This window comes from Arthrobacter sp. ZGTC412 (assembly GCF_002929215.1).
Taxonomy (GTDB): Bacteria; Actinomycetota; Actinomycetes; order Actinomycetales; family Micrococcaceae; genus Arthrobacter.
Window position 1 is genome coordinate 18838 of record NZ_PJII01000004.1, and the last position, 26099, is coordinate 44936.

General features: G+C 61.7%; 19 protein-coding genes and 1 pseudogene. 6 read left to right on the forward strand and 14 right to left on the reverse strand.

Features of this window, described 5'->3' with window-relative positions:
* Nucleotides 1-91: 91 nt before the first annotated feature.
* Together CXQ88_RS06835 and fdhA are read left to right on the forward strand one after the other, a co-directional pair.
* On the forward strand, nucleotides 92-1834 hold the full coding sequence (locus CXQ88_RS06835; RefSeq protein WP_219816303.1) for a S8 family serine peptidase: 1743 nt from the start codon (nucleotides 92-94) through the stop codon (nucleotides 1832-1834).
* A 487-nt stretch (nucleotides 1835-2321) separates the two neighbouring features.
* On the forward strand, nucleotides 2322-3539 hold the full coding sequence (fdhA, locus tag CXQ88_RS06840; RefSeq protein ID WP_104043426.1) for a formaldehyde dehydrogenase, glutathione-independent: 1218 nt from the start codon (nucleotides 2322-2324) through the stop codon (nucleotides 3537-3539).
* A 508-nt stretch (nucleotides 3540-4047) separates the two neighbouring features.
* Here the strand turns inward: fdhA and CXQ88_RS06845 are convergent.
* Nucleotides 4048-4566: a DUF6994 family protein gene (locus CXQ88_RS06845; protein ID WP_181037433.1), complete on the reverse strand. Its 519-nt coding sequence runs from the start codon at nucleotides 4564-4566 to the stop codon at nucleotides 4048-4050.
* Nucleotides 4567-4744: 178 nt separating this feature from the next.
* Between CXQ88_RS06845 and CXQ88_RS06850 the strand changes: the two genes are divergently transcribed.
* Nucleotides 4745-5206: an SRPBCC family protein gene (locus CXQ88_RS06850; RefSeq protein WP_219816304.1), complete on the forward strand. Its 462-nt coding sequence runs from the start codon at nucleotides 4745-4747 to the stop codon at nucleotides 5204-5206.
* 40 nt (nucleotides 5207-5246) lie between these two features.
* Here CXQ88_RS06850 and metH read toward each other — a convergent pair whose 3' ends face one another.
* Together metH and CXQ88_RS21525 are read right to left on the reverse strand one after the other, a co-directional pair.
* A complete protein-coding gene (metH, locus tag CXQ88_RS06855) occupies nucleotides 5247-8891 on the reverse strand; it encodes a methionine synthase (protein WP_104043427.1) in 3645 nt (1214 codons plus the stop codon).
* Nucleotides 8892-9398: 507 nt separating this feature from the next.
* On the reverse strand, nucleotides 9399-10292 hold the full coding sequence (locus CXQ88_RS21525; protein ID WP_146069169.1) for a hypothetical protein: 894 nt from the start codon (nucleotides 10290-10292) through the stop codon (nucleotides 9399-9401).
* A gap of 129 nt (nucleotides 10293-10421) precedes the next feature.
* Between CXQ88_RS21525 and CXQ88_RS06865 the strand changes: the two genes are divergently transcribed.
* Complete coding sequence (locus CXQ88_RS06865) at nucleotides 10422-12020, forward strand: hypothetical protein (protein ID WP_219816305.1); 1599 nt, start codon at nucleotides 10422-10424, stop codon at nucleotides 12018-12020.
* A 210-nt stretch (nucleotides 12021-12230) separates the two neighbouring features.
* Here the strand turns inward: CXQ88_RS06865 and CXQ88_RS06870 are convergent.
* From CXQ88_RS06870 to CXQ88_RS06920, 11 genes and pseudogenes are all read right to left on the reverse strand, one after another.
* A pseudogene (locus tag CXQ88_RS06870) lies at nucleotides 12231-12877 on the reverse strand (ABC transporter ATP-binding protein); the annotation flags it as partial.
* 115 nt (nucleotides 12878-12992) lie between these two features.
* A complete protein-coding gene (locus CXQ88_RS06875) occupies nucleotides 12993-13448 on the reverse strand; it encodes a hypothetical protein (RefSeq protein WP_104043429.1) in 456 nt (151 codons plus the stop codon).
* A gap of 180 nt (nucleotides 13449-13628) precedes the next feature.
* Nucleotides 13629-15647, reverse strand: a complete 2019-nt coding sequence (locus CXQ88_RS06880; RefSeq protein WP_104043430.1) for an ABC transporter ATP-binding protein — start codon at nucleotides 15645-15647, stop codon at nucleotides 13629-13631.
* Complete coding sequence (locus CXQ88_RS06885) at nucleotides 15644-17377, reverse strand: ABC transporter ATP-binding protein (RefSeq protein ID WP_104043431.1); 1734 nt, start codon at nucleotides 17375-17377, stop codon at nucleotides 15644-15646. Before CXQ88_RS06885 ends, CXQ88_RS06880 begins: the two co-directional genes overlap by 4 nt.
* Before the next feature lie 180 nt (nucleotides 17378-17557).
* Nucleotides 17558-18004, reverse strand: coding sequence for an HPP family protein (locus tag CXQ88_RS06890; protein WP_104043432.1), 447 nt, complete (start codon nucleotides 18002-18004; stop codon nucleotides 17558-17560).
* Nucleotides 18005-18101: 97 nt separating this feature from the next.
* Nucleotides 18102-19478 carry an NAD-dependent succinate-semialdehyde dehydrogenase gene (locus CXQ88_RS06895; RefSeq protein WP_104043433.1) on the reverse strand — a complete coding sequence of 459 codons (1377 nt, stop codon included), beginning with the start codon at nucleotides 19476-19478 and terminating at the stop codon, nucleotides 18102-18104.
* 68 nt (nucleotides 19479-19546) lie between these two features.
* Nucleotides 19547-19777 carry a hypothetical protein gene (locus CXQ88_RS06900; protein ID WP_104043434.1) on the reverse strand — a complete coding sequence of 77 codons (231 nt, stop codon included), beginning with the start codon at nucleotides 19775-19777 and terminating at the stop codon, nucleotides 19547-19549.
* A gap of 43 nt (nucleotides 19778-19820) precedes the next feature.
* Complete coding sequence (locus CXQ88_RS06905; RefSeq protein WP_104043435.1) at nucleotides 19821-20915, reverse strand: heme-dependent oxidative N-demethylase family protein; 1095 nt, start codon at nucleotides 20913-20915, stop codon at nucleotides 19821-19823.
* A gap of 11 nt (nucleotides 20916-20926) precedes the next feature.
* Entirely contained in the window at nucleotides 20927-21898 is a 972-nt protein-coding gene (locus tag CXQ88_RS06910; RefSeq protein ID WP_104043436.1) for a PDR/VanB family oxidoreductase, read from the reverse strand.
* Nucleotides 21895-22500, reverse strand: a complete 606-nt coding sequence (locus CXQ88_RS06915) for a dimethylamine monooxygenase subunit DmmA family protein (RefSeq protein ID WP_104043437.1) — start codon at nucleotides 22498-22500, stop codon at nucleotides 21895-21897. Before CXQ88_RS06915 ends, CXQ88_RS06910 begins: the two co-directional genes overlap by 4 nt.
* A 33-nt stretch (nucleotides 22501-22533) precedes the next feature.
* Nucleotides 22534-24036, reverse strand: a complete 1503-nt coding sequence (locus CXQ88_RS06920; protein WP_104043438.1) for an APC family permease — start codon at nucleotides 24034-24036, stop codon at nucleotides 22534-22536.
* Between the two features lie 340 nt (nucleotides 24037-24376).
* Between CXQ88_RS06920 and CXQ88_RS06925 the strand changes: the two genes are divergently transcribed.
* Both CXQ88_RS06925 and CXQ88_RS06930 read left to right on the forward strand, forming a co-directional pair.
* On the forward strand, nucleotides 24377-25138 hold the full coding sequence (locus CXQ88_RS06925; RefSeq protein ID WP_104043666.1) for a FadR/GntR family transcriptional regulator: 762 nt from the start codon (nucleotides 24377-24379) through the stop codon (nucleotides 25136-25138).
* Nucleotides 25135-25836 carry a cache domain-containing protein gene (locus CXQ88_RS06930; protein ID WP_104043439.1) on the forward strand — a complete coding sequence of 234 codons (702 nt, stop codon included), beginning with the start codon at nucleotides 25135-25137 and terminating at the stop codon, nucleotides 25834-25836. The genes CXQ88_RS06925 and CXQ88_RS06930 overlap by 4 nt, the downstream gene beginning before the upstream one ends.
* The last annotated feature ends 263 nt before the right edge of the window (nucleotides 25837-26099 follow it).

The window sequence follows — 26099 nt, forward strand, 5'->3', positions numbered from 1 at the left end:
GCAGGCATAGTCTGGGCCGACGTTTCCGATTTTCTTGCCTTTCGCGAGGCCCCTTATCCGGCCCGTCAAGGGCGCCAACCGGAGTACCCAAATGAAGAAAAAATCCCCACTCGTCGCCTGTCTCGCTGCCGCGGCGATGGTCCTTTCGGCCGGGCCCGCCGTCGCCTTCACGGTGGTCGCATCCGCGACAACAGCAACCAGTGCCGCGGACGAAGCCGTGAGACAGGGTGGAGGGACGGAGGCCGGGGGTAAGTTCGTCGTCTCCTTCGGTGGTACCCCCGAAGCCGCCGCCGCCGCGATCGTGGCCGCGGGCGGAACAGTCGAGGACGTTACCGCCCAGATCGGCGTCGCCCTGGTCAACGCCCCCGACGGCGCATTCATGGACAAGGTTAGGGTCGGCAGCGGCATCCGCGGTGCCGCCCGGAACCACTCCGTCGGTGTGAGCCGGCAGGGGATGCCGCACCACTACGCCGGTGAGCGGCTCGACGCAACCGAGCGGGCGCAGGCGAGCCGCGCCGGGAAAGCCGGGGGCCCATCAACGCCCGAGCCTCACGCCGAGCCGCTCTCCGGCCTTCAATGGGACATGGAAATGATCGGTGCAACGCCCGACGGTGCCTGGGAGGAGGCGTCCGGCAAGGGTGTCGACGTCGGCATCATGGATACGGGGATCGACGCCGGGCACCCCGACATCGCACCAAACTTCGACGCGAAGCGGTCGCGGAACTTCACCACCGACATCCCGGCCATCGACGGGCCCTGCGAGTACACGGCCTGCAAGGACCCCGCGAACGTCGACAACGGCGGGCACGGAACGCACGTGGCCGGCATCGTAGCCGCGGCCGACAATGCCTTCGGCATCGGCGGGGTGGCTCCCGAGGCAACCCTGGTGAACGTGCGCGCAGGACAGGACTCCGGCTACTTCTTCCTGTACGAGACGGTCAAGGCGCTCGTGTACTCGGGGGACATCAACCTCGACGTCGTGAACATGAGCTTTTACACGGACCCGTGGCTCTACAACTGCACGTCGCGCGACGAGTACGTCAGCGGCATCGTGAGCGATGCGCAACTGACAGAGCAGCGGCTCATCAGCGAACTGGTGCTGGGTGCGGTGAAGTACGCCTCCGACCGCGGCGTGACCCTGGTCGCGGCCGCCGGAAACGAGCACACTGATCTGGCCGCACCGACCCGCAGTGACGCGACCAGCCCGGACTACCCGCCGATCACCGCCCAGCCGCGGGTCGTGAAGAACACCTGCCTTAACCTGCCCAGCGAGGCTCCGGAAGTAATCAGCGTGTCGTCGGTCGGTCCGTCGGGGACTAAGGCTGACTACTCCAACTACGGGTTCGGTGAGGTCGAGATCGCCGCCCCGGGTGGCTGGTTCCAGGACTACTTCGGGACGCCACAGTCTCGGACCCCTGGGAACCTCATCCTCTCGTCGTATCCGCTCCAGGCGGCGATCGATCAGGGTCTGGCCGACCCTGCGGGTAACCCGGTCGACGGATTCTCGATCAAGTACTGCGACGACGGCAGGTGCGGCTTTTACACGTACCTGCAGGGCACCTCGATGGCATCACCGCACATCGTCGGCGTCGCGGCGCTGATCGTCCAGGATCGGGGCAGGTTCACGGGTGATAGCGGATACGCACTCGACCCGGAGGCCGTGGCCCGCGTGATGTTGGGGACAGCGGATGACCACGTCTGCCCGGCGGGCGGTGTGGAGGACTACGCCGACGAAGGGCGGACGCCGGACTGGAACGCGACCTGCGAAGGGACCACCGAGAACAACGGCCTGTACGGCGAGGGCATCGTCGACGCCGAGGAGGCCGTGGACTGACAGATCCCAGCGCCGGCTGTGTACGAGTGGTGCGGCTAGGAATCAGCGGTTCCCGCGGTCTTCCCAGGGTCTGACTAACCTGAACCCCAGCCTGACACTGCGGAGTGTGATGAGCCTCGGCTCCATCATGCACCTGTTCTGCATGGTTATCCTCAAAATCTTGCGCTTTTATTGCAGCGCTTGTGACCCTAATCTCATCTGTACAAGCTCTTCAACCATCAGAGTCACTTGTCCGTTCAGCGCCGGGCAGGCAGCTTCGGGATGCTGTTCCTCTGGACACGGCATCCCACTGACAGCCTTCGCACTCGCGAGGGAAGAGCTGTCCCGTGCCCGTGAAGGGTGCTTCGGTGGCCTGAAACCTGGGGAGGTATCCTCATCGAAGCACCGCTTTCGGGCCATGGGGCAGCGCCTGCAACTTTGCCGGACCAGTGCAAGGCCATCCGAATGGAAGGCCTGGCACGAAATACCCCTACCAAAAGGAGTGTCCATGTCAGGAAACAGAGCCGTTGCCTACAAAGAACCCGGTGTCGTCGAAATCATCAACACCGACTACCCGACGTTCGAACTCAAAGATGGGCCTGGCGTCAATCCCGCCAATGTGGGACGAAAAGTACCCCACGGCGCGATCCTGCGCACGGTGACCACCAATATCTGCGGCTCGGACCAGCACATGGTAAGGGGCCGGACCACGGCCCCTAAGGACCTCGTCCTTGGCCATGAAATCACCGGCGAAGTGGTGGAAGTCGGTCCGGACGTGGAGTTCATCAAGGTGGGAGACATTGTCTCTGTACCTTTCAACATCTCCTGCGGCCGTTGCCGGAACTGCAAGGAGCGCAAGACGGGCATCTGCCTGAACGTCAACCCTGACCGCCCGGGCAGCGCCTATGGTTATGTGGATATGGGCGGCTGGGTGGGCGGCCAAGCCGAATATGTGCTGGTCCCTTATGCTGACTGGAACCTGCTCAGGTTCCCGGATCGCGACCAGGCCCTGGAAAAAATCCTGGACCTGACCATGCTTTCCGATATCTTCCCCACAGGCTTTCACGGCGCCGTCACCGCCGGAGTGGGCGTCGGATCTACCGTCTACATTGCCGGTGCCGGCCCGGTGGGCCTCGCGGCCGCCGTCGGCGCGCAGCTGCTCGGTGCCGCCGTCGTAATTGTCGGTGACATGAACGAAGACCGCTTGGCTCAGGCCCGCTCCTTCGGCTGCGAAACGGTGAACGTCTCAAACGGCGATCCGAAGGACCAGATCGAGCAAATCCTTGGTGTCCCCGAAGTGGATTGCGGCGTCGACGCCGTAGGGTTCGAAGCCCGCGGTCACGGCAAGGACGCCTCCCACGAGGCCCCCGCCACCGTGTTGAACTCGCTCATGGACATCACCGCTGCAGGCGGGGCCCTTGGCATTCCCGGCCTGTACGTCACGGGCGACCCCGGTGGAATTGACGAGGCCGCAAAGCACGGCTCCCTGTCGCTGTCCTTGGGCACCGGCTGGGCAAAGTCCCTGTCGTTTACCACTGGACAGTGCCCCGTCATGTCGTACAACCGGCAGCTGATGATGGCGATCCTGCACGACAAGGTCCAGATCGCCAAGGCAGTAAACGCCACCGCGATCCCACTTGAGGATGCACCGCGCGGTTACGCCGAATTCGACGCCGGCTCGGCAACGAAATTCGTGCTGAATCCGAACGGATACGTCAAGGCGTAGAACCGCACGGTAAGAAGCCTTTCACCGTAAGTAGCACCCCCCGGTGGCACGGGCCTTCCTGGCCCGTGCCATCGGCGCGCATCCACTCTCCCTGCGTCAGCAAAGGAAATCACATGACCTATCGCAACGACCAAGAATCAGTCCTCCGCCTTAGCAGCAACGGAACGGAGCATGTTGACATTCGCCTCGAAGCATCGAGTCCGGTGACCGTTCGGCTGCAGCTGGATGGTGGCTGCAATTGCCAGCATGGCACTGAAAATCGCCCGGGTTCGTATGTTGACAGGGACCTCGTCGTCCGCTGACAGTGGCTGCACCGACCATCCGGCATCAGCCCTAAGGCCGGGACCACGTTCAGATAGGTCAGCAACCTTCGCGCCGGGCGGTTCTCGCCGCGCTCCGGCGGGTGAAGCCGGTCTCCAGCCTAGGCGGGCAAGCCGCGAAGGCTCATTCCACCCAAGCCAGGGACCGACTTCAACGAAGGGTCTGAGGCCGCTGAACCTGTAGGGTACTACTCGCGAACCTCGATGTCGGGGTGGTTCTCTCTGACCCACTTGGCCATCCGTTGCCCCCGTTTGTTGATGAAATCCAGTACGTTCTCCCTGTACTCCACGTACTCCTCCGTCGTGGCCGGTGTCCCGCGACGGAGGAAGTTGTCGAACGGCAGGAAGAACCGTACCTCGTTGTAGTCGGGCGTCACCAGGTCCTGAAAGTGGAAGAAGTCCACAAAGCACCTGAACCCTTCCTCCCGCTGCCCGAAGAGCGCGAAGAAGTCCGCGTAGGCGTTGATGACATCGGCAAGCGGGCTCTCCGGTTCTCCTGCATAGTGACGCCGGATGCACTCAAGGGTCAGGTCGATCCGGTCAGATATCCGTGACCTTGTCCCTCGTGCCTGGTTTATGGTGGGTCGGTCCTGCTTCCTCACGGGCCAAATCATCGCACTGCCAACGGTGTACGGCGGCTCGAGGTAGCGGGCCCGTTGCTCGTCGTTAAGCCCTGCGATGGCGTCGACCAGAGCCTTTGGACGCATCCATGTGGTGTAGGTGGCAGTGTATGCGCAGGTCAGGACATTTTGCCGCTTATGACCCCGGCTCACACCTTGAAGTACTTCGTCTCCGGGTGGTCTTGACGCGGACTGAGGCTCCGAGGAACATCAGAGGTTCGCGGCTGGGGGAATGGTCCAAGGAAAAGCTGTAAATACGGGAGGTATGACGATGCAGACCCAACACTTCTCAATAATGATCAATGCGCCAAAGGAAAAAGTTTGGCGCGCGATGCTTGACGATAAGACGTACCGCGAGTGGACATCGGCATTCAGCGAAGGTTCCTACTTTGAAGGTGCCTGGGAAGAGGGCTCGAAGATGCTTTTTCTTGGACATGATCCTGAAACTGGTGCAACAGGCGGCATGGTCAGCAGGATTGCCAAATGCCGACCCTTTGAATTTGTCTCCATTGAACACCTGGGAATCATGAACGATGGAGTCGAAGATACAACCAGTGACGAAGCCAGAAAATGGGCGCCAGCGTATGAGAACTATACGTTTACAGAAAAAGATGGCATGACTGAACTCCTTGTTGACAGCGATACTGATGAAGAACAGGCGGCTGAGTTTGAAAAAATGTGGCAGGTTGGCTTGCAGCGACTAAAAGAGATCGCTGAGCGGACCTAATCGGGGACGAATACGCGGAAGCTGATTGTTCCGCCACAGCTCACACCTTGAAGTACTTCGCCTCCGGGTGGTGGAACACAAACGCGTCGGTGGACTGTTCGGGGTGCAGCATCAGCTCGTCGGACAGGATCACGCCCATCCGCTCGGGCTTCAGCAGCTCCGTCACCTTGCGGCGGTCCTCCATGTCCGGGCACGCGGGGTAGCCGAGCGAGAACCGGGCACCGCGGTAGTCGAGCTTGAAATACCCTGCGGTGTCCTTCGGCTCCTCGGCCGCGAAGCCAAGCTCCTTGCGGATGCGTGCATGCCAGAACTCCGCCAGCGCCTCGGTGAGCTGCATGACCAGGCCGTTGAGCTCGTAGTAGTCGCGGTACTGGTTGGCGGCGAACATCTTGGAGGTGAACTCTTCGATCTTGGAGCCGGCGGTGACCAGCTGCACCGGCAGCACATCGATCTGTCCGGATTCGCGCGACTTCACGAAGTCGGCGAGGCACAGGTGCCGGTCGCGGCGCTGGCGCGGGAAGTCGAAGCGCAGCCGGTCCGTGCCGATCGGGCCGCCTGAACCACCATCGGGGGCGAGCAGTCCCGCGGCGCCCAGGACGCCGTCGTCGTCCGTGCCGTGGTGCAGCACCACTACCTGCTCCCCCTCGGAGACCACGGGGAAGTAGCCGTAGGCGACGGAAGCATCGAGCATTCCCTCGCCGAGGATGCGGTCCAGCCAGTACCGCAGGCGCGGCCGGCCCTCGCGTTCCACCAGTTCCTCGTAGGAGGCGCCGTCCTCGCCGCGGCCGGGCTTGAGCCCCCACTGACCCATGAACGTGGCACGCTCATCGAGGAACGCCGAGTAGTCGTGCAGCGAGACGCCACGCACGATGCGCGTGCCCCAGAACGGCGGGGCGGGCACGGCGTTGTCGGCGGCGACGTCGGACCGGCCGGGCATCGCTTCCGGCTCGGTCACCGTGAACTTTGCGCCTCCTTTGTGGATGCGCTTTTTCAGCGGCGGCAGGCCGACGTCGTCCGGTGACTCGCCGCGGGCGACCCGCACCAGCGGCTCCATGAGGGCAAGGCCCTCGAAGGCGTCCTTGGCGTACCGGACCACGCCATCAAACTGCTCCGCCAGGTCCTGCTCCACGTAGGCGCGGGTCAGGGCTGCCCCGCCGAGGATCACCGGCCACTTCTTCGCCAGGCCGCGGGACTGGAGTTCCGCGAGGTTCTCCTTCATCACCACGGTGGATTTCACGAGCAGCCCGGACATACCGATCACGTCCGCGTTGTGCTCCTCCGCTGCGGCCATGATCTCGGCGATGCCCTGCTTAATGCCGATGTTGATGACTTTGTACCCGTTGTTGGTGAGGATGATGTCCACCAGGTTCTTGCCGATGTCGTGCACGTCGCCGCGCACGGTGGCGATCACCATGGTGCCTTTGCCCGAGGAGTCGGCTTTCTCCATGTGCGGCTCGAGCAGGGCCACCGCGTTCTTCATCACCTCAGCGGACTGCAGCACGAACGGCAGCTGCATCTCGCCGGCCCCGAAGCGCTCGCCCACCACCTTCATGCCCTCGAGCAGGTGGTCGTTGATGATGCCGAGCGGGGTCATGCCCTCACTGCGCGCCAGGTCGAGGTCCGCTTCCAGGCCCTTGCCTTCGCCGTCGATGATGCGCCGTTCCAGGCGTGCGCCCGTGGGCAGGGCGGCGAGTTCTGCGGCGCGCTGGTCCTTGAGCGCTGCGGTGTCGACGCCGGCGAACATGTCCAGCATGATGGCCAGGGGGTCGTAGGTGGTGTTGCCCTCGGCGTCGTATTCGCGGCGGTCATAGACGAGGTCCAGCGCTACTTTGCGCTGTTCCTCCGGGAGCGAAGCGAGCGGCACGATCTTGGCGGCGTCGATGATGCCGCTGGTCAGGCCCGCCTGGACGGCCTCATGCAGGAACACGGAGTTCAGGACGACGCGCGCTGCCGGGTTGAGGCCGAAGGACACGTTGGAGACGCCGAGTGTGGTGTTGATGCCGGGGTACTTCGTGGTGATCTGGCGGATGGCTTCGATGGTTTCGATGCCGTCGCGGCGGGTTTCTTCCTGGCCGGTGGCGACGGGGAAGGTGAGGCAGTCGACGATGATGTCCTCGACGCGCATTCCCCATTCGCCCACGAGGGCGTCGACGAGGCGTGAGGCGATGGCAACCTTGCCTTCGGTGGTGCGGGCCTGGCCCTCTTCGTTGATGGTCAGGGCGATCACGGCGGTGCCGTGTTCCTTCACGAGCGGCATGATGCGCGCGAAGCGGCTGTTGGGGCCGTCGCCGTCCTCGTAGTTGACGGAGTTGACCACCGGGCGGCCGCCGATGTGTTCGAGTCCGGCCTGAAGTACGGCCGGTTCGGTGGAGTCCATGACCAGCGGGAGCGTGGAGGCCGACGCAAAGCGTGAAACGATTTCCTTCATGTCGGCCACGCCGTCGCGCCCCACGTAGTCAATGCAGACGTCCAGCAGGTGGGCGCCGACGCGGATCTGCTCGCGGGCGATGTCCACGCAGTCGTCCCAGCGCTCTTCGAGCATCGCCTGGCGGAACGCCTTGGAGCCGTTGGCGTTGGTGCGCTCACCGATGGCGAGGTAGGAGGCGTCCTGGTCGAAGTTCACGTGCTGGTATAGGGAGGCGACGCCGGCTTCGCGCTCGGTGGGGACGCGGGCAGGGCCGCTGCCGTTGCTGGCTTTCGTCTCCTGGGTGCGGAAGGGCGCAAGGCGTTCGACGACGGCGGCCATGTGCTCCGGCGTCGTACCGCAGCAGCCGCCCACGAGGCCCAGGCCGAATTCGCGCACGAACTGCTCGTGCGCGGTGGCGAGTTCGGTGGGGGTGAGCGGGTAGTGCGCGCCGTTGGCGCCGAGGATGGGCAGGCCGGCGTTGGGCATGCAGGCGATAGCCACCGAGGACTGCTTGGAAAGATGACGGAGGTGCTCGCTCATCTCGTCCGGGCCGGTGGCGCAGTTCAGGCCGATGGCGTCGACGCCGAGCGGCTCGAGTGCAGTGAGCGCGGCGCCGATTTCGGAGCCCATGAGCATGGTTCCGGTGGTTTCAACCGTCACCTCGACGAAGATGGGGAGCCGGATGCCGCGGGTGACGATGGCCTGCTTGCAGCCGTTGACGGCGGCTTTGGTCTGCAGGAGGTCCTGGCTGGTTTCGATGAGGAAGGCGTCAGCGCCGCCGTCGATCAGGCCCTCGGCCTGCAGGGCGAAGGTCTGCTTGAGGTAGTCGTAGCTGGTGTGGCCGAGGCTGGGGAGCTTGGTGCCGGGGCCCATGGAGCCGAGGACCCAGCGCATACGACCGTCTGTTTTTTCTGCCGCTTCGGCGCGGTCGCGGGCGATCTCGGCACCCTTGCGGGCGAGTTCCTCGATGCGGTCGTCGATGCCGTAGTCGGAGAGGTTGGACCAGTTCGCGCCGAAGGTGTTGGTTTCCACGGCGTCGATGCCGGTGGCGAAGTAGGCGTCGTGGATGTCTGCGAGGACGTCGGGGCGCGTGTCGTTGAGGATCTCGTTGCAGCCTTCGAGGCCCAGGAAGTCCTTCTCGAGCGACAAATCCCGGCCCTGGAGCATGGTGCCCATCGCGCCATCGGCAATGACCACCCGGTGGTTCACAGCGTCCAGGAGCTCCTGCGAACGGGCAGGGCGGGGCACGGAGTCAATATCAAGCGCAAAACGAGGCATCTAAACAGGTTACGTGTGGGGGCTGGAACGTTGCGCTGTGTGTCCGTGTACTACGACGGCGTGCGGGCGGCTTTATAGGCTCATGTGACTCGCGGAATGGTCTGGCGGTGACATCACCAAAGACCGTCACCGCAGAAGCCGCGACTCCACGTACTTGTGCGCCTGAAGGCACACCTGCCCCTGATTACCATATCGTCGGACACGAACTGGGCTTAGAAACGACATTGGAAAACGTAGGCTAGAACCTTGTACGAGCTAATGACGCATTGATGCCTGCCAGCTGCAACTTAACGCAGATGTCTCTATCCGGCTTGGGCACCCGGATCTGCCCCCCCTGTCCGGTGGATTAAGACGCTGGGCTCACCAACCTTGCAGTCATTTGGACATACCACCGTCCATATGTGTTACCGCTCGCACTCTGTTCTTGCCAGTGGCGTTATTCCGCCGCGCTCCGCGGGGTTGTCGTGAGGCTTTCTGCAGTCGCCTGCAAGACAAGCGCTGTTGTCATCACGCGTTACCTGGCGGAGGCGGCCTGTTTTCAATGGTGGATATTACAGGATCTAGGGCGCTAGTTTGGTGAAATTCATGGACCGCTGGGATTGGGTGGAGAAGGGCGGCATAAGGGATGCCAGGACCGTCATGTATCGCCACACCACCGTCGGTAGTGAGCCGGTCCTGATGAAAACTGACCAAGCTGAAGTCAGCTGCGAAATCAGGCAGCGTCTCCGGCATAGGCCTGAAGTGCAGTACGAGTACGGCCTCCAGTCCATATCCAGACAGGTCAACCAGAACTGCATTGTTGTGATTGGACGCGAAGGACACCGGATCTATGGCGTCCATTCCGCCGACACTTCCAGCGGGAATCTTATTGCGGTCGTAAATAACAGCACTAAGCAGAAGTGTGCGCACTCCTGCTAAGTCCATGATGTTGAATATGTCTCCTTTGTTCACTTTTTGATCCCAGGGCAGCTTCGCAGGCACCCGAGCGGCGACTGAAAAGATCTGCACACCGTCAAGCTCGTCCAGGGATGGAAGATGTATAGTCTTCCTTCCCTCTCCACCCATGAATTTTTGAGGTTGGACCGATGACATACCTGACCGATGATAATGGAGCTTGGGCTTGTTGTCCGGGCCGGTAATGACGTAGCCGGCCTCATCCGGCACAAGCCCTCCCGATGCAGGAACAGTCAGTTCTGAGGTGACGATGTCACCCCAGTTTTGAAGGTGCGGGGTAACCATTACTCCGCCGTCTCTGTGGTTGACAGCGATTGAGAGCATCTTTCGCGAGAAATTCTCGGTGTTCATTTTGATATGAACGCCAAGGCTCCGTTTCTTGGATAGTTTTTTCTTGGCTGGGTGGGGCATATTTCCTCCGGCTGGTGGGCCAGCGATGCTGTTCATCGTTCATGGCGTGCTTGGATAATAGCGGTATTTTTCTACACGCATTTTGACTGGGTCGGCTGGTGCGCGAGGTGTTATCGCATGTGAAGTACAAGTGACGCTGGAAAAGGAAAGAGGTATTGTCATCCCATGCCTACGCCGTCAGTTATTAATGCTGCCCTCAACAAGATCCCGAAGCGGGCAGAGTCACGTGCCGAGGCCGAACTTCGATCAACCTTCGAAGATTCGGGTGTGGGTCAGGCCCTTGATACGGTCGATCACCAGATTATTTACGGTCGTCGCGGAACCGGAAAAACCCATGCGTTGCGGTATCTGACCTCTGTGCGAGGCGACGAGGACAACATCGCGATTTACGTCGATCTACGGACTATCGGTTCTGCCGAGGGAGTCTTTGACGGCCAGAGTGTTAGTGCGGTGGAGCGCACTGCCCGGCTTCTCGTTGACCTGTTGAATCAGGTTCATGATGAAATCCTTCGTGCCGCTTTAGATGACGACCGTCTCGTGGGCAACGCAAATTTCGTGAACGCTCTCGACTCTCTTCTTGACTCCATCAGCGGAATTCGTGTGAAAGGGCCAGTCGAACGGACCATCCAAGACAGCGAGCGTGCACAGCAGAAAGGTTCGGCTAGCGTCAGTGCGTCGGCGACGGGCACAATGCCGAAGTTTTCGGCGACATTCGGCGCTTCTGATGAGCTGGAACAGCAAACTGAGACTACGGACAAATGGGTCGGAGAGGAGCGCGTCTCCCTCAACTTTTCCGATGTTGCGAGGGCCCTTCGCGCGTTGGCAGACAGCGTCTCAGCGAGACGTATCTGGCTTCTTCTTGACGAGTGGACCAGTGTCCCACTGGAGACCCAGCCTTACCTGGGCGCTTTCCTTGTCCGGTGTGTCCTTCCGCTTCAACCGTTTACGGTCAAGATCGCGGCGATTGAACAGCAATCCGCATTCAGGAAACAGCTTGAGAACGGATCGATGATCGGCATTGAGGTTGGGGCCGACATGTCGGCCAACCTCAATCTAGACGATTTTATGGTCTTCGAACAGGAGGAGGAGAAAGCGCGCTCTTTCTTTCGAAGCTTGTTCTTCAAACACCTGACAGCTGGAGGTGATGAACGTGTTGACCTCGGCCTCAATCGTGAATCCGACCTGATAAAGGAAGCTTTCACCGATAGTCGTGCATTTGATGAGCTGGTTCGCGCCGCAGAGGGTGTACCCAGGGACGCAATCAACATCGCCGCCAATGCAGCCTGGCGGGCGGGAGTAAAAAAAATCTCTATACCTGACGTTCGAAAGGCTGCTCGTCAATGGTTCCAGAATGATAAGGAACGAGCACTTGCAGACGTGCCCGAAGCACAGGGGCTTCTGAACTGGATCATCGATGAAGTGATCCGAGGCAAGAGAGCGCGCGGATTCCTCGTTAATCAAAAGGACCGCAATGCCCGCCCGTTGGTCATACTGTTCGATGCACGGGTCTTACACCTAGTAAAGCGTGGGTATTCCGCGCAGGACGCTCCTGGCGAGCGATTTGATGTTTACGTCATCGATTACGGTGCCTATGTCGACTTGATCAGCACACAAAATGCTCCTCAAGGAACACTTCCTTTGCAAGGAGAGGACGGATCGGAAGGCTACGTCGACGTACCCCTGCAAGACCTTCGTGCCCTCAGGAGGGCCGTGCTAAACCTCGATGACTTTTTCAAAGCTTCTGGCAATGCGACCGACCGCTAAGGGATCTGGATGGGCACAAAGGGGCGCTTCGACAGGAGCCGTGAATTGCGGTTGGAGTAGCTGCTGGTGACTTCAGCGATGCTCTTTTCTATCAACATGCCTCCGGCGCCGTCGCTGTGCGTGCCGACAAGATAAAGACGTACTGGCCCTAGGCGGGCCGCTCAAAACCTTGGCCACAGGAGCCGAGACCTGCGCTTCGGCACAAGCGCGTTAAGCCCCTGCGGCGGCCAACAGTGCTGCATCCCTTCCCTGCTCCACGATCTGCCCGGCCTCCATTACCAAGATAAGGTCGGCGTCGCCGGATGGTGGACAGGCGGTGGGCAATAACAAAAGAAGTCCGGTCAGACCGCAGCGCATTCATCGCCTTCTGCACCAGCACCTCGGTCCGGGTATCCACCGAAGACGTCGCCTCGTCCAGGATCAAAACAGACGGCCGAGCCACGAACGCCCGGGCAATCGTCAGCAGCTGCTCTCCCCCGCAGACACATTGGACCCTTCATCCTCCAGCACCGTGTCGCATCCCTCAGGCAGCGAGCGCACGAACCTGTCCACATACGTCGCCCGCGCCGCTTCCAGAGCCTCGGCCTCAGTAGCACCAGGCCGCCCGTACGCGATGTTGTCCCGGATGGTCCCGCCGAACAGCCACGTCTCTTGCAGCACCATCCCCAGCCGCGAGCGTAGCTCGCGCCGTGGCACCGAGGTGACGTCCACGCCGTCGAGCGTTATCCGCCCCGCATCCAGCTCGTAGAACCACATCATCAGGTTCACCAATGTGGTCTTGCCTGCTCCCGTGGGCCCCACGATCGCCACAGTCTGTCCCGGCTCCGCACAAGACTGAGGGAGGAGATTCGCGGTGTCCGGACGGAACGGGAGCCTACCCAGGCAAATGTCTAGGAGAGCGAGCGACCAGAATAGGAACCGACTTTACTGGGGACACCCTCGATTTCGATATGGGGTCAGGGCACAGTTCTGTCATAAAGTTCTCGACGCAACTTCAACATCTGCCCGAGCCACTTCAACGAACCTGTCTACCTCATCACGGCAGTCCTCGCACAGGCGGTTTAGTTCTTCCCGGTTTGCTACGTCCTTCAGCGCCGTGATTCTCTCCAGAATCTGCCGCCCCGAATCACCCAGGCGCTTATCTCCGGTCAAGAGGCGAACGCCATAGTAGGCAGACCATGCCGAACTGCGCGCCCGGTGAACTTCATCGTCATCCGTCCACTCTTGCAGTTGATGGTCTTCAAACCACTGATCCATGACTGCCCGGCGATACTCCATGGCGGTAGTGGCAAAAAGCTTGTAAGCCTCTATTCGCGACTCGTGAAGCCGCACAGACACGGCCTTCCTGCGATCAAGGACATAGGTCAGGAAGGCACCAAGTAGCACACCGGCAAGGCCCCCGACGAGGCCGATAGTGGCAGCATCCATCCAGTCAAACTAGCAACAGTATCTCGGGTGAAAAAGACTCGACCAGATCGAATCGCCCTACCGCGCAGCCCTCAAGTACGTGCCAGCAACTGATTCGAATGGCGCCATCACTGCGTCACAAGTGTTTTAGTTTCTGTGAGGGGTAACTGCGCAAGGCCTCCAAACGGGCATGGATGAATCTCAAACCTCCGCCACTGGAGCCGCGAACTGTGCCTCGTACAGCCGCGCGTAAGCCCCGCCGGCAGCCAGCAGCGAAGCGTGCGTCCCCTGCTCCACGATCTGGCCGGCCTCCATCACCAGGATGAGGTCGGCGTCGCGGATCGTGGAGAGGCGGTGCGCGATCACAAAAGAAGTCCGGTCGGACCGCAGTGCACTCATCGCCTTCTGCACCAGCACCTCCGTCCGGGTGTCCACTGAAGAAGTTGCCTCATCCAGGATCAGCACGGAAGGCCGCGCCAGGAACGCCCGGGCAATCGTCAAAAGCTGCTTCTCCCCCGCGGACACGTTGGCGCCCTCGTCGTCCAGCACGGTGTCGTACCCGTCCGGCAGTGACCGCACGAACCGGTCCACGTACGTCGCCCGGGCGGCCTCCAAGATCTCATCCTCAGTACCCGAGGGCCGCCCATAAGCGATGTTGTCCCGGATGGTCCCGCCGAACAGCCACGTATCCTGCAGCACCATCCCCAGCCGCGAGCGCAGCTCGCGCCGGGGCACCGAGGTGACGTCAACGCCGTCGAGCGTTATCCGCCCCGCATCCAGCTCGTAGAACCGCATCATCAGGTTCACCAGCGTGGTCTTCCCCGCCCCGGTAGGCCCCACAATCGCCACCGTCTGCCCCGGCTCCGCCACTAGGGAAAGCCCGGAGATCAGCGGCTTGTCCGGCGAGTAGGAGAACGAGACATCCTCGAACACCAGCCGCCCCCGCCCGAACACGGGACCAGTAGAAGGGGCCGGCTCCACAGACTCCTCGTCCTCATCCAACAACGAGAACACCCGCTCCGCCGACGCCACCCCCGACTGCAGCACGTTCGCCATGGACCCTAGCTGCGCCAGCGGCATGGTGAACTGCCGCGAGTACTGGATGAACGCCTGCACGTCGCCCAGCTGCATCGCCCCGGACGCCACCTGCAGCCCGCCCACCACCGCGATCCCCACGTACACCAGGTTCCCGATGAACGTCATGGCCGGCATGATCAGGCCGGAAATGAACTGCGCTCCAAAACTCGCCTCGTACAGCTCCGCGTTCTTCTGCCGGAACCGCTCCTCCACCTCGCGCTGCCGGCCGAACACCTTTACCAGCGCATGCCCGGTGTACGTCTCCTCGATCTGCCCGTTCAGCTCCCCCGTGTTCTTCCACTGCGCCACAAACAGCTTCTGCGAGCGCTTGGCGATCAGCGCCGTGATCCCCAGCGTCAGCGGAATGGTCACCAGCGCGATCAGCGCCAGCGTGGGCGAGAGGATGAACATCATCACCAGCACGCCCAGCACCGTCAGCACGGACGTGACCGCCTGGCTGATGGTCTGCTGCAGGCTTTGGGAGATGTTGTCCACATCGTTCGTCACCCGGCTCAGCAGCTCACCGCGCTGGATCGAGTCGAAATACCGCAGCGGCAGCCGGTGGATCTTCGCCTCGATCTCCCCGCGCAGCCCGAACACCGTCCGCTGCACCACCCCGTTCAGCACATACGCCTGCACCCACATAAATGCCGACGACAGCACATACAGCACCAGCGCCCACGTCAGCACACTGCCCAGCGCGGCGAAGTCGATCCCCTGCCCCGGCGTCAGCGCCATGGGCGTCAGCATGTCCGCCTGCTGGTTCTCCCCCGCCGCCCTCAGCTGCGCAATCACCTGCTCTTTGGTGGTCCCAGCCGGCAGGTCCCGGGACACCACCCCGGCGAAGATCAGGTTGGTGCCCTCCCCCAGCAGCCGCGGCCCGATCACGGACAGCGCCACTCCGGCCACCGCCGTGACGAACACCAGCAGCAGCCACGCCCGTTCCGGCCGCAGCTTCCCCAGCAGCCGTTTGGCGGACGGCCAGAAGTTCATCGGCTTCTCCGCCGGAACGTTCATCCCCGCAAAAGGTCCGCCCCTCCCCGGTCCGCCTGCCGGGCGGGGAATGCGTACGACGTCGGCGCCTCCGGTTGTGGAGGCGGGTGCGGCTTTGGCGCCGGTTGCGGGAGAGGGTTCGGGGCTCATACCGTCTCCTCCGCCGCAAGCTGGGACGACACGATTTCGCGGTACGTCTCCAACGTCTCCAGCAGCTCGCTGTGCGTTCCGCGACCGACGATCCTGCCGTCGTCGAGCACCAGGATCTGGTCCGCGTCCACGATGCTGGAGACGCGCTGGGCGATGATCACCAGGGTAGCGCCGGCGGTGCTGCGCTTGAGGGCCTGGCGGAGCCGGGCGTCGGTGCCGGTGTCCAGCGAGGAGAACGAGTCGTCAAAGATGTACAGCTCGGGCCGTTTCACCAGGGCCCGTGCGGTGGCGAGCCGCTGCCGCTGCCCGCCGGAGACATTGGTGCCGCCCTGCGAGATCGGGGCATCGAGACCCTCGTCCATCTGCTCCACGAAGTCCCGGGCCTGGGCGATGCGGAGCGCTTCCCACAGCTCGTCCTCGGTGGCGTCCGGCTTGCCGTAGAGCAGGTTGCTGCGCACGGTGCCGGTAAACAGGTACGGCCGCTGCGGGACCAGGCCGATGTGCCCCCAGAGCAGGTCCGGGTGCAGCTCGCGGACGTCCACGCCGTCCATCCGCACCGAGCCGGTGGTGGCGTCGAAAAGCCGGGGCATGAGGTTCACCAGGGTGGTTTTGCCCGCGCCGGTGCTGCCGATGATCGCCGTCGTCTGCCCCGCCCTGGCGGTGAAGCTGATCCCGGAGAGGACCGGCTGGTCGGCACCCGGGTAGGCGAATCCGACGTCGCGCATTTCCAACTCACCGCGGCGCACCTCGCTGCTTACGGGATTCTTTGGCGGCCGGACGCTGGACTCGGTGGCGAGGACCTCGCCGATCCGGTCGGCCGAGACGGCGGCGCGCGGGATCATCACGGCCATAAACGTGGCCATCATGACCGACATCAGGATCTGCAGCAGGTAGCTCAGGAACGCGATCAGCGTGCCCACCTGCATGGAGCCGTCCTGGATCCGGAACGAGCCGAACCAGATTACGGCCACGCTGGAGACGTTCAGCACCAGCATCACCACCGGGAACGCGAGCGCCATCAGCCGGCCGGCGCGCAGGGCGGTGTCCGTGACGTCCTCGTTGGCGCGGGCGAAGCGCTCCGTCTCGATGTCCTCGCGGACGAAGGCGCGCACCACGCGGATGCCGGTGAGCTGCTCGCGGAGGACCCGGTTCACGGTGTCGATCCGCTTCTGCATCTTCCGGAACAGCGGCACCATCCGGACGGTGAGCAGGCCCACCGCGATCAGCAGGACCGGGACGGCGACGGCGATCAGCCAGGACAGCTGCACGTCCTGCCGCACCGCCATGATCACCCCACCGATGCTGAGCATGGGGGCGGTGACCAGCATGGTGGCGGACATCAGCACCAGTTGCTGGACCTGCTGGACGTCGTTGGTGGAACGGGTGATCAGGCTGGGTGCGCCGAACCTGGTGACTTCCTGCTCGGAGAACTCCCCCACCCTCGCGAAGACGGCGCCGCGCAGGTCCCTGCCCACTCCCATGGCCGCCTTCGCCGCGAAGTACACGGCGATCACCGCGCACACGATCTGCACCAGGGTGATCGCGAGCATCACGCCGCCCAGGCTGAGGATATAGCCGATGTTCGCCTTCGCCACGCCCTCGTCGATGATGTCCGCATTCAGCGTGGGCAGGTACAGGGACGCGATGGACTGCGCCAGCTGGAAAATCACGACGGCGATCAGCAGCTGCCGGTGCGGCCGCAGGTATTCAACAAGCAACTTCCAGAGCATGCCGGCTCCTGGTCCAGGGCTCACGGGACGTGATGCGAAGGTCAGTTTACGTCCGGCGGCTGGGGCGGGGCCGAGGATGTTCGAGAGAAGTTGGCTTGGTTCTCCGACAGCGTAGCCGCCGGCCACTGGGCCCGCTGGCTACGCTGTCCGCGGTCAGGCTCTGACAGCTACCCTTCCTTGTCAGATCCAATAGGTTGGGTACGTCGCTCCTCGGAGCCGTGACCCGAGAATCCCAAACCCGACGAGGATGCATGCGGCAATACCGGAGCACACCACAAAGGACACCTGCCCAGTGGTTGCCACGGTACCGATGACTGCGGTGGCAGCCGCCGGTGAATGAGGCATCCTCAGCCACAAAGTCGCTCCGATAGCCAGACTGCCCGCAACCGCGGCGGCCCAGAACGAGTGGCTGACCAACCCCGTGCCCACACCAACTAAGGCGGAAACAATCTGGCCCCCGATCACGCTCCGGGGCTGGGAAAGAGGCAGATGGGGCGCCGCGGCCACGAGTGCCATGGACGCGGCCATCGGAGGGATGAGCAGCAGGTGGCCCGACAGCTTGCCCAGCAGCACCAGGCATGCGAGGGCGGCAACGCTCGTAAGGGTGGTTACAGCAAGCTTTGCCATCGAAGGCCGGTGAGGCGCCTGGGAGGACCAGCGTGCAAGGGGCTTAGGGGGATGAACGGGCGATCGGGCAGGACTGGTAACGGACACGGTTACCCCATTACTCGGCCACGAAGTACAGGCGCTTGTTGACGAACTCACCCATGCCCAAGGGACCCATCTCACGGCCAAAGCCTGAGCGCTTCACGCCGCCGAACGGAAGTTCCGCTGCCTCCGCGGCGATGATGTTGACGTGCGCCATGCCAACGTTCAGGCGGGACGCAATTTTCGCCGCACGTGCCTTATCGGTCGAGAAGACTGAGCCGCCCAGGCCGAAGTCGGAATCATTGGCCAGCTCGAGAGCCTCTTCATCGCTTGATACCTTGAACACAATCGCCACAGGCCCGAAAATCTCTTCACGGAAGGAAGCCGAATCGCGGCAAATACCCGTAAGGACGGCGGGTGAGAAGTAAGCACTCTCCCCCTCGGAGAGGACACCGCCGACTTCAAGAGTGGCGCCCTCGGCGACGGCCCGCTGCACCTGGGCGTTCACTTGCTCCGCAGCTGCCCTGCTGGAAAGCGGACCAAAGGCACCCTCCGGCATGTCCAGGGGATCACCCGGTACGAGCCCGTCCGCGAGTTTCATAAGCTGGGCCACAAACTCGTCATAGATATCCTCCATGACGATCATCCGCTTGTTGCCGTTGCACACCTGGCCCCCGTTATAGACGCGGAAGTTCCAGGCGTCCGCAGCGACCGATGCGAGGTCATGGGAATCGAGAACAATCATCGGGTCCGATCCGCCGAGTTCGAGCACAACCTTCTTCAGGTGCCTGCCGGCCCGCTCTCCGATGATGGAGCCGGCGCGCTCGGAGCCTGTAAGGGATACGCCCTGCACCCGCGGATCGGCGATCATCGCAGCGATCTGGTCATGTGTGGCAAAGACGTTGGTGTAGCCACCTGCGGGAACACCAGCTTCTTCCATGATCTGCTGGATTGCCAGTGCCGAACGGGGGCAGATGTCTGCGTGCTTGAGCAGGATGGTGTTGCCGAGGACCAGGTTGGGCGCAGCGAAGCGGGCCACCTGGTAATACGGGAAGTTCCAAGGCATGACGCCGAGCAATACACCCACCGGGCAGTTCTCGATGATCGCCTTGCCCGGAACAGTGCTGGGAATTTCCTGGTCAACAGCGAGGCCGGGGCCGTGCACGCCATAGTAGTCAAGGATTGAAGCGGCAAACTCGACCTCTTCGACGCCCTCTGACAGGGGTTTGCCCATCTCCTGGGCGATGATCCTGGCGAGCTCTTCCTTGCGCTCTTCGAACAGCTCACCGATGCGGCGGACAACGGCAGCCCGGTCCTGGATGCTTTTTTCCCGCCACTGGCCGTAGGCGGCATCAGCACTGGCCATGGCTTGCTGAATCTGTTCGTCTGAAGCTGCTTCAAAGGTCTCGACGACCTCACCTGTGGCAGGGTTCTGAACCCGGTAACGGGACATGATGCTCCTTTGTTGTGTTGCTTTTCTGACGGGTTCCTGGTTTCCAAGGTCTGATGTAGTCAGGGCTGCTACGTGAACCGGTTGCCGGTGGATGCTTTTTCCACGGTCAGGTGATGCCCCGTGTTGTTGCGATACATGCGGCGCTCCAGCGTGGGTGAAAGAATCCACAGAGCCGAACCACTCGTGGTTTTGGCCACGACTGTCCCGTGATGCAGGAGTTGGCCGTTGTTGGAGAGTGAAACTTCGGTGCCAAGTTCAACTTGGGCCCACGCAGTACGTGTTGCGGGTTCCACTTTCATTTGGCTGCTCTTTCCGTCTCTTGCCACGACGTCGTGGACTGGATCAGTGGGCGTTGGGCTGGATTCCATCCGGGGCCCAGGGGTAGCCGGATGCCAGGGGTGCACCGTCGTCGTGGCGGGAAAGCCATTCGACCGCAGCAGCGTGGTAGCGGTGGAAACCCTTGTAGTCGACGAGTTCGGAGTCCAGCGAACCGAGGGCCCGATGTATGCGCTTTGCCCAGTCGGGAGCGTACTCCACCAGCTCAGCCAGGCTGACCAGGTAAGTACGGACGGGGAACACTATGGCATTTGATCGGGGCAGCCGGTGCAGAGGCTGCAGTTCGATGCGCAGGTATACCTTTTCTCCTGCGTTTTCGCTGGTGACTGTTGTCCGGTCAGGCGCCCATTCCGGGAGCGTCTCCACTGAGGTCTCGAGACGCGGGTTGACGGTGAGGGACCAGTTGACCCTCCTGACGGGGTGACCGGCCTTCATACGCAGCAGGAACTTCAGAGCCCTGTCCAGGATGCCCATTTCGTGCAGCTTCGGCACTGGGCCGTGGAATTCAAAGAAGCTCATGCCCAGATTGAACTTCAGCGAGTAGTCGGCCCGCTGGGTGGTCATGCCCGCACCAATAACGAGTGTGTTGTCCTTTTCCTCGAGGACTACGAATTCGCCCTGTGCTTGCCGGGTGGCGTACTCCATCGGGTCCATCGGCAAGGTGGCCGGATCACCGAACGTGAAGGAATCATCGATTCCGAGAAGCCGGTTCTGCCACCGCCACTCGTTTCCGTTCTTTGTGAGGGTGAAGTGTTCCGGAAAATCCCTGGCATAGGACTCGAAGATGAGCTCGAGCAAATCCCACTGCGCTTCCAGCATGTGCGGCAGTGCAAGGTAGTGGACGCCCGGCATATCACTTAGCATCTGGGCGCGATGGGCGCACTCGGACACGTAGTGTTCGTCAATATCGAATGCGGCTCTCAGGGCACCGTCTCCGGCGGGAACGTGTGGTTCCAGATTCATGGAGTACATGTAATCGTCGTCCGGGAACGGGAATGGCAGCCGGCGAACACCCTCGGGCGAGTTCCGGAAGAGGTACTTACCTTCCGGTGTGTATGCTTCATCCGTTTTGAAGGCGGCTGATCCAGATATCGCGGTCATGTGGTTTTTCCTTAAGCGTTGATGACGAGTTTTGTGCAGGTCGCCCGCGAAACGCAGGGCATGATGAGCTTGCATGTTGCCCGGTCCGACTCGGACAACCAGTCGTCGCGGTGATCGATGGTGCCATCAAGTTCCAGGACCTCGGTCTCGCACTCCCCGCAGGCGCCTCCCCGGCAGAGGTAGGGCAGCTTGTGGCCTGCCTCCTCGACTGCTTCCAGCAGCGACTGCTCGGGAGAGACCTCAATAACGGCTCCGGAGCGTGCCAGGGTCACGGAGAAGGGATCACCGGTGGATCCCAGGTCCTCGAACCTTTCGAAGTGGATGTTCGAGTCTGACCAGCCAAGGGCATGGGCGGAACCGACCACGTCATCGATCATTCGCGTTGGCCCGCAAACGTAGGCGTGCGTACCGAGTGGCCGTCCTGCCAGGACGTCCATCGTGTTCAGCCGGGATTGGCCGTCATGGCCGTACAGCGTGACCCGCTCGCCGTAACGCTCCTTAAGCTCATGACCAAGGGCAGCATGCTCGGCGCCGCGAACGGCCAGGTGCAGTTCGAACGAACTCCCCTTGAGGCTTAGTTCTTCGAGCTGGGCAAAGACGGGGGTGACGCCCACGCCCCCTGCGATGAAGAGATGGTGCCGTGCATGTTTTGACACCGGGAAAAGGTTCGCCGGAATACCCGCGAGGAGAACATCGCCCTCGCGGATGTTGTTGTGCATGGCCAGCGAGCCGCGCTTGCCGTCATCCACCCTGCGGACAGCTATCTGGTACTCGCTTGTGTCGTAAGGCGAACTCATCAGTGAGTACGCGTTGCGCCTGGTGTCTCCATCGGCCTGGATCAGGACCGTGATGTGGCTGCCGCCCGAGAAGGGAGGGAGCCAGGAGCCGTCGGCTGCGCCGAAGGTGTACCGGTTGATTTCCGGGGTCACCGCTTCGATCCGTTTGACCCGGAGCCGCAGGGCTCCATGCTGGGACTCGCTCACGTATCCAACTCCTCATTTTCCGGCATTTCGCCGGGTACTTCGCTGTCTGCTTTCACTCCTTGGAAGGCCGCGAGCCTCCCGGAGTAGTGATCGCGAACGATCAAATTCAGTTCGCAGCCCGGGCATACAAAGACCCTGTGGGTGACATTCTCGGAATAGTGGCCACAGTGCGCACACCACACGCGCCTCACGAAGGAACCGGCGTGCTCGCGCAGCACTTCGTCCCGGTTCATGCCGTAAGAGGTAGCCACCTGCATTGACGTGCCGATGAACCCCTCAGAACCGGACAGGTACAGCCGGGTGCCCATCTTTGCCGTCGCGAGGGACGCGTCGAGTCCGCGGACCGCGTCCGCGTTCGTTGCGAACACGGCCAGCTCGCGCACTCTGAATTGTTGTAGGTCAAACAAATAGTTCTGGGCGGTGAATGATTCTGTTGAATACAGAACGGTAGTCGCCGCCAACTGTTCGGGGGTCATCGCCCCGAGCAGGCGCACCAGGGGTTTTCCACCGCTGCCCTGGGCGGCAGCGAGGTGGTTAAGGCCGCTCGCCATTGGCGTCAGCTCGTCGTACACAGGTCGGCTTTTGATGCCGGTGATCAACATCTGATTTTGTTACCTTTCGTCCTTCGAATGCGATCAACGGGCCGAAAGCGCTGGAACTGCATCAGCCGCCGGAGCGTCGCCTTTGAGGTGCGGCTTCTTCCACGCCATGTACACCAGACCAATCGCGACCACCGTGACGGCGGAGATCAGGACCACGTGGTTGCCGAACCACCCGTCTTCCGGCGTCCGCGGCCAGGCCATGTTGACCATGCCAAGCACACCCCAGGCGAGAGCTGCGATATTTACGGGAATGCCCCATACGCCCAGCTGGAAAGCTCCGTTGGGCTTCCAGCCCAGGATGCGTGCCCGAAGCGCGGCAAGGACAACCATCTGAAACCCCATGTACATGCCCATGGCAGCGAAGGAGATGATTACCGTCAGCGCGTCGCTGGAGACCTTGGATCCGATGACGATGAGTGCCGGCACCAGCCCGGCCAGGAGCAGGGCGTAAGGAGGCACATGGCGGGATTCGCTGAACGTGCTCAGGAGCTTGCTGGCCGGAAGGATTCCGTCACGGGCCATCGAGTAGGCAAGGCGGGAGGTTGCCGCTTGCAGGCTCAGCACGCATGAGAGGAACGAGATCAGGACGACTGCGAGAACTGCCTTGAAGCCGATTGGGCCGAACGCCGAAAGGAGAATGTTGCTAACCGGGTCCGTTTCGGTCCCTGAGATCACGGCAGCGAAATCGGGAACGGCGAGGATGAGGGACAGGCAGACGAACATGGCAGCGAAACCGCCGATGTAGATGGTCATCCTCATGGCCTTGGGGATGGTGCGGCCCGGGTTAGGGACTTCCTCCGCTACATCGCCGCAGGCCTCAAAACCGTAGTACTGGAAAATGCCAATGAGTCCGGCAGCCGCAAACGCAAAGAAATAGTTGCTGCCTTCCCCTGCACCGAACGTCTGGAACAGGACGCTGAGGTCATGGTGCCTCGCGGTAACAAGCAACCAGATCCCCACCACCAGGGCACCGCCGAGCTCTGCCAGCAGACCGATCATTGCCACGGCGTTCAACACCTTGGTGCCACCAAGGTTCAGGACAGTAGCGAGTGCTATGACCACCAGACCACACAGGATCGTGGCGTCCACGCTGCTTTCCATGCCGGCCAGGGTGCTCAGGAACGGGCCCGCGCCATACGCGACGCTGGCGATAGTGGTCAGGAGCGCCACCAAGTAGACCCAACCATTCATCCAACCCCATTTGCGGCCCCAGAGCCTCCTGGACCACGGATAGACTCCGCCAGCCACTGGATATGCCGCCACCACTTCACCGAAAACCGTTGCAACCAGGAGTTGTCCGACCCCCACGATGACCAGCGACCAAAACATCGGTGGCCCGGCAACGCTCAGGGATGCCGCAAACAAGGAATAGATCGCTACTACCGGAGACAAGTACGTGAACCCCAGCGAGACGTTCCCCCAAAACGTCATCTCCCGCTTGAATTGCCTCTCGTACGAGTAACCAAGGCTGGCAAGATGCTGAGCGTCGTCATCGACCACAGCCTCCCCAACAGATTCAGGTATTTCTACACGCATTGGACTCCTTCTAGTCGGTCACACCGCTACCTGTGAGCGGGACCACGTCGTAAAAACCATAGTTTCATATCTTTAGTTGCGCAAGCCCCGCCCCCGAATCGCCAACTAATGCCAATCCTGCGGTTCCATCTGGCGATCAGGGCTGAATAAACTATGGTTTCCATTCTTTTCTTCAGATCTGCAGTACACTTCAGAAGTAGCGGAGCCAGAAGGTCTTGCCGGCAAGGGAGAGGCATGAAGGAGAGTTAAGCGAGGTCGTCGGATCGGCGCTGCATCGGCGGGCAGCCCGTCGGTGCCCGGATTAGAGTTACTGCTGTCCCTATTTCCCATGGAGTCGTTCTTGGCATCTACCACCGCTTTCCAAGCCCAGGTGTACCGGGCGTTGCCGGAAACAGAGCGCTCTGAAGCCATCGTCAACCGGATCTCCAAGGCGATCGCCCTTGGCCTGCTGAAGGTTGGCGAGCGGCTTCCCCCCGAAACGGCACTATCGGAAATGTTTGGCGTTGCACCGTCCACTCTCCGAGAGGCGTTGTCCGACCTTCGCGATCAGGGGATTGTTGCCACGCGGAGGGGGCGCAGTGGCGGCACGTTCGTTGTCAAGCAACCCTTCACATCCGCCGATGTCATTAAAAAATGGTTCCAGGACACGTCCATTGCCGAGATTCGGGACGTGGGGGACGAGCACGCCGCTATCGCCGCCGCCACCGTACGACTGGCCTGCGAACGAGCCGAACCACACGAGATCAACAGGCTTTTGGAGCTTGCGCGAGGCGTTGTCATGACGGACAAATCGGAACTGCAAGCACGCGCCGACAGCAGATTCCATATCGAACTGGCGGTTTTGGCGCAATCCCCCCGGCTTACTAATGCAGAGATAAGACTGCAGGCCGAGACAGTTCAAGCGCTGTGGGCGCCCGAATCACTGACCCGCAACCCGGAACAGGTGGCTGCCGAGCACCTGGCCTTGGCCCGCGCCATTGCAAACGACGCACCTGAGGACGCTCAACAGCTAGTGCTGGAGCACATCCGGCATGACGTTCACCATCTGGTGGACGCGAAATTGTCCCTCGGCTACCCGACGGATCAGCAGGAGCGCCCATGACAACCACTACCCCTGCGGTCAAGGCTGCTAAGGAAATAGCTGCGTGGACGAACACACTCGGCACTGACATCGACAAGTTCGCAGCCCAAACGGCGGCGTTGTGGACAAACGGCCCAAGCCCTCTCAAGGTCTCCCCAAGAGACATCACTGCGCTTGAAAGTATGTCCAAAGAGTTCCTGGGAGAGCACAGTTTCGCTGTTGGGGCGGGAGTCATTTTCTCCGCAGAGGCCATTGAGAACCCAGACGGCGTCCTTGAGTGGTGGACTGCCCGTACACAAGGTATTGAAAAGTTGGAATTCGATCTCACTCCTGGCGGGGAGCGGTTCTACGACTACCAGAACATGCCCTTCTTCACCTCGGCAAGCCGTACAGGGGAGCGGTCCATGTGGGGCCCCTACGTCGACTATCTGGGCTTGGACGAATACATTCTCACTTACACAGCGCCGATCCAGGTAGGCGGAAAATTCGCCGGAGTGGCCGGCTGCGACATCAGGATTCGCAAGCTTGAAGAAATATTTATGCCTGCGCTCCGGGCCATCCCAGGAGACGCCGCCCTAATCAACGACAGCCGTCGCGTCGTCGTGGGCAACTCCGGTGCGTACCTGGTTGGAGAAAGAATCCGTTACATCCCGAAGGACAAACAACTTTTCCCGATCGAAGCGCCGCACCTCGGGCTCTCACTGTTGAGCTCCCGCTAACTAAGGCCGGCGTGGTTCCCGCCGCTCGCGTGTTTGCCCGAATGGTACGTCTGGGCTGACCGAAACCGCGTAGTGGCGGTAGCTGCGCTGAGTCACAAGGATCCCTTGACGTCTTTCCATGGCGTGCTTCATGGCGAGCCGTACAGCGGCGTCAAGCTTCTGATCTCTCTCCGTCGGTTCTGTGACTGCTACTTCAAGGAGGAAGGGGTTACTCATAGGTGTTCTTTCGTTATTGGCTGCGGTGTTGGCACCGGCATATCTAT

What these genes read in the sequence shown, in the direction of transcription:
- CXQ88_RS06920 (WP_104043438.1), bottom strand. Translation starts at nt 24,036, where the DNA reads ATGCGTGTAGAAATACCTGAATCTGTTGGGGAGGCTGTGGTCGATGAC.
- CXQ88_RS06915 (WP_104043437.1), bottom strand. Translation starts at nt 22,500, where the DNA reads ATGTTGATCACCGGCATCAAAAGCCGACCTGTGTACGACGAGCTGACG.
- CXQ88_RS21525 (WP_146069169.1), bottom strand. Translation starts at nt 10,292, where the DNA reads ATGAACAGCATCGCTGGCCCACCAGCCGGAGGAAATATGCCCCACCCA.
- CXQ88_RS06905 (WP_104043435.1), bottom strand. Translation starts at nt 20,915, where the DNA reads ATGACCGCGATATCTGGATCAGCCGCCTTCAAAACGGATGAAGCATAC.
- CXQ88_RS06865 (WP_219816305.1), top strand. Translation starts at nt 10,422, where the DNA reads ATGCCTACGCCGTCAGTTATTAATGCTGCCCTCAACAAGATCCCGAAG.
- CXQ88_RS06930 (WP_104043439.1), top strand. Translation starts at nt 25,135, where the DNA reads ATGACAACCACTACCCCTGCGGTCAAGGCTGCTAAGGAAATAGCTGCG.
- CXQ88_RS06845 (WP_181037433.1), bottom strand. Translation starts at nt 4,566, where the DNA reads ATGCGTCCAAAGGCTCTGGTCGACGCCATCGCAGGGCTTAACGACGAG.
- metH (WP_104043427.1), bottom strand. Translation starts at nt 8,891, where the DNA reads ATGCCTCGTTTTGCGCTTGATATTGACTCCGTGCCCCGCCCTGCCCGT.
- CXQ88_RS06885 (WP_104043431.1), bottom strand. Translation starts at nt 17,377, where the DNA reads ATGCTCTGGAAGTTGCTTGTTGAATACCTGCGGCCGCACCGGCAGCTG.
- CXQ88_RS06900 (WP_104043434.1), bottom strand. Translation starts at nt 19,777, where the DNA reads ATGAAAGTGGAACCCGCAACACGTACTGCGTGGGCCCAAGTTGAACTT.
- CXQ88_RS06880 (WP_104043430.1), bottom strand. Translation starts at nt 15,647, where the DNA reads ATGAGCCCCGAACCCTCTCCCGCAACCGGCGCCAAAGCCGCACCCGCC.
- CXQ88_RS06890 (WP_104043432.1), bottom strand. Translation starts at nt 18,004, where the DNA reads ATGGCAAAGCTTGCTGTAACCACCCTTACGAGCGTTGCCGCCCTCGCA.
- CXQ88_RS06835 (WP_219816303.1), top strand. Translation starts at nt 92, where the DNA reads ATGAAGAAAAAATCCCCACTCGTCGCCTGTCTCGCTGCCGCGGCGATG.
- CXQ88_RS06850 (WP_219816304.1), top strand. Translation starts at nt 4,745, where the DNA reads ATGACGATGCAGACCCAACACTTCTCAATAATGATCAATGCGCCAAAG.
- CXQ88_RS06895 (WP_104043433.1), bottom strand. Translation starts at nt 19,478, where the DNA reads ATGTCCCGTTACCGGGTTCAGAACCCTGCCACAGGTGAGGTCGTCGAG.
- CXQ88_RS06875 (WP_104043429.1), bottom strand. Translation starts at nt 13,448, where the DNA reads ATGGATGCTGCCACTATCGGCCTCGTCGGGGGCCTTGCCGGTGTGCTA.
- fdhA (WP_104043426.1), top strand. Translation starts at nt 2,322, where the DNA reads ATGTCAGGAAACAGAGCCGTTGCCTACAAAGAACCCGGTGTCGTCGAA.